Source organism: Acetobacter pasteurianus subsp. pasteurianus LMG 1262 = NBRC 106471, from assembly GCF_000285275.1.
In the GTDB taxonomy this organism is placed as follows: domain Bacteria; phylum Pseudomonadota; class Alphaproteobacteria; order Acetobacterales; family Acetobacteraceae; genus Acetobacter; species Acetobacter pasteurianus.
In genome coordinates this window covers 1-3,013 of record NZ_CADO01000092.1, presented here as the reverse complement: position 1 = coordinate 3,013, position 3,013 = coordinate 1, and the positions used below count along the sequence as shown (strand labels likewise).

At 37.8% G+C, this 3,013-nt stretch carries 4 protein-coding genes and 1 pseudogene; 2 read left to right on the top strand and 3 right to left on the bottom strand.

Features of this window, described 5'->3' with window-relative positions; all coding sequences use genetic code 11:
- The first annotated feature begins 386 nt into the window (after nucleotides 1-386).
- Both APA10_RS11445 and APA10_RS15005 read left to right on the top strand, forming a co-directional pair.
- A complete protein-coding gene (locus APA10_RS11445; RefSeq protein ID WP_035366767.1) occupies nucleotides 387-695 on the top strand; it encodes a hypothetical protein in 309 nt (102 codons plus the stop codon).
- Between the two features lie 7 nt (nucleotides 696-702).
- Nucleotides 703-1,560 carry a restriction endonuclease gene (locus tag APA10_RS15005; protein ID WP_003631295.1) on the top strand — a complete coding sequence of 286 codons (858 nt, stop codon included), beginning with the start codon at nucleotides 703-705 and terminating at the stop codon, nucleotides 1,558-1,560.
- 110 nt (nucleotides 1,561-1,670) lie between these two features.
- Here APA10_RS15005 and APA10_RS15435 read toward each other — a convergent pair.
- From APA10_RS15435 to APA10_RS11430, 3 genes and pseudogenes are all read right to left on the bottom strand, one after another.
- Nucleotides 1,671-1,859: pseudogene (locus APA10_RS15435) on the bottom strand (IS5/IS1182 family transposase); the annotation flags it as partial.
- 90 nt (nucleotides 1,860-1,949) lie between these two features.
- On the bottom strand, nucleotides 1,950-2,375 hold the full coding sequence (locus APA10_RS14340) for an RNA-dependent RNA polymerase family protein (protein ID WP_003631293.1): 426 nt from the start codon (nucleotides 2,373-2,375) through the stop codon (nucleotides 1,950-1,952).
- A 329-nt stretch (nucleotides 2,376-2,704) separates the two neighbouring features.
- Nucleotides 2,705-3,013: transposase (locus APA10_RS11430; protein WP_034928152.1), on the bottom strand; the 309-nt coding region annotated here is incomplete at its 5' end.

The window sequence follows — 3,013 nt, the reverse complement described above, 5'->3', positions numbered from 1 at the left end:
GGAACCTGGAATCACGCACAAGAGCACTCAGTCAAAGGTTTTTCGAACCCTCCACGTTTACCTGAGGTCAAAAGGGGACGTAAAAAGAAACACGGTTGATTAAGGCCTCTTTTTCCTGCCCCAATGATGATTTTATTCAATGAACAAGACAATAGGTCTTCATGGGGGGAACTGGTCGGTTTCCATGGTCTTAATTTTTGGTGTGCGAACTTTCTGGTTAAGTTATTTTGTGAACTGTACATTCAGGAAGGCATCCTTTTAAGGCCTTCTATCAAACGTAAGATTAACGTGTTATTATGTCCACGACATCGAAAAGAAGTGTGTTAGTGAAAATTATCTTTTGTTGAATAAAATATAAACAAAAGTCATTTGGTGGGAATCTATCTATGGACAATAATCTACTAAAAAAAATCAGAGATAAAGCCCTTTCTGATTTTCCGAATGATTACGAAACTGCTTTGTTTCAAATAGAAAATCAAATTCAAGCAATAAATGATATTAATAATTTTAAGGATGATGAAGTCCCCAATAATATTTTACTCGATATACAGAAAAAAGCACTTTCAGATTTTGATGATGACTTTGAGACAGCTCTTTATCAAATAAAGAATCAAATAAAAGCTTGGAAAAAAATAAATAAAATTGATTTTATAATCAAAAACAAACAACCTTTCCAAAATAAAAAATTGGGCTAAATTTCTAATGCCATTGTTGATATTATTTATAATATTTTGTTTTTTTATCGGTTTAGGGATTAAGATTTTTATAATCTCTCTTTCTGTAATTTTAGTGGCAGTTATGATTATAGTTCCTGCTTATATGATATTTTTAGAGGTAAATAGAACAAAAAAACAGATTGAACTGCCTGCACAAGAGAAAAAAATACTCCCATCAGAAACAAAGCCGGTAATTGTAGAAAAGAGAATTTGGACACAAGAACTGAAAAATAAAAGTCAAAATAAAATAAAATCAATCATAGATAAATATAAAATAAACCTCCAAATAGCTAGTAACAAATGTTTGAAAGTAAATAATTATGGTAGAGTAATAGATTCTGGATGGCAAGAAGAGATGGAGTTTTTTTTGAAGACGGAAGTTAGACCACTTTTATCGTACTACGATAGAATTTACTTGGATGCAAATATTTATAATGTCTTTGATTATATAAATACTATTGTTTCAGAGAAAAAGAATGTTGAAATTTTAACTCCTTATGAGTATGAACAAAAGTGTGCTGATATTTTTATAATGCATGGTTGGAATGCTATTGTAACTTCTGGAAGTGGTGATCAAGGTGCCGATGTTATTGCGGAAAAAAATAATAAAAAAATTGCAATACAATGTAAAATGTATTCAAATACCGTAGGAAATTCTGCCGTTCAAGAGGTTTTTTCTGCAAAAAAATATTATAATGCAACAGAAGCCGCAGTGATAACTACTATTGGTTATACAAAATCAGCATTGGATTTGGCAAGAAAAACTAATGTTCATTTAATAACGGATAAAAATATTACTGATTTTATATTGTCTTTTGAGGTGGAGGGATCGATGAACCGTTGATTGATGCGCCTTTTTCTGGATTTTGGGTTTGTGGCGTTTTGATTAATGGTTGCCGTGGTAGCATTCGATCTGCATTTTAAGCTGATCGGAAGGTACCATCCGCTGAATTGCTATGCTGTGGCGCTGACGCGCTCTATGAAGAAGAAGCGGCGCATGTTGTAGACAATATTGGCTAGCCTGACCCTCATTGTGGCCCGGGTGATACCTACTGTCCGGATGAACAGTCCCGTTTGTGACTTTTGCTCGACAAAAAGGTGCTCGACGCGGGATCGGATCACCGACTTCCCTGCGTTGGATCGAATTGGCCGCGTTTAGAATACGTGTGGACTGAAATTTTTCGTATCAATGTTATCAGATTAAATGAAATGTAAAGTCGCTTGAAAACGAGTTCATCTTGCATTTTCGACTTGTTTTCTCTGTGTTTCAAGGCCTTTTAAACTGAGAGAAATCGTAATCCTGTTTTCTTCGTTTGTCTCTTGGTAAAGTTTTTTACGTAATAGATGCGACTTCTGATGTTGCCTGTTTGGTAGGCTTAAGCCCTCTTCATCAACGATAACTCCCGTAATTTCAGCTACTCTATTAAAGAAATTACGTTCTTTATGATAAACTAATCCACGAGCATGAATTTGTTTTTTAATTTCCCATAATAGCCAGTCAGGGACGACATTTCCTGAAATTGTTATATCATCGATGTAGACAGAAAGTTTGCATCCATTTCCAAGCGTTAGGCGGGAAATCTCATTCCACATGTCATAGAAAGAAAAAAATGATAGAATGGGGCTGACCGGACTGCCCGTTGCAAGATGACCATTCACTGTTAGTAGTCTGCCTAGAATAGACGCTATATCTCTTTCACATTGAAGAATATGGTTGAAAAACCAGAAAACGCGATGTTCAGGCGTTGCCGGAAAATAGGTTTTTATATCAAGAGTCCGAACTTGCTTGGCACCGATATGATGAGCAGCGTTGGAAACGTAAGAGCGCCGTTTTACAGGGCAGAATAAGAAATCTGGAGGGATCGAAGAACCGTTGGTTGATGCGCTTGGCTCGTGATTTCAGGCTTTTGGCGATTTGATTGACGGTTTTTGGGGTAGCTTTTGATCTGCGTTTTGAGCAGATCGGGGACTACCGTCCCGCTGGATGACTACGCGCTCGCGTTCAACCTTTCGAGGAAGAGGAAGCGGCGCATGTTGTAGACGATATTGGCCAGCCCGATCCTCATGGTGGCCCGGGTGATACCGACAGTTCGGATGAACAACCCCGTCTGTGATTTCTGGTCGGCAAAGACGTGCTCGACGCGTGATCGGATCACGGACTTTCCAGCATTCGATTTCTGGATATGTCGGGGCATAGGCTTGAGATGCGGCTTTTTTCTGTGAACCTTTGAGACAAAACCCTCTTTGTCCATGAAGTCCTCATTCGCTTTCGAGCGATAAGCTGTATCAGCCCAAAC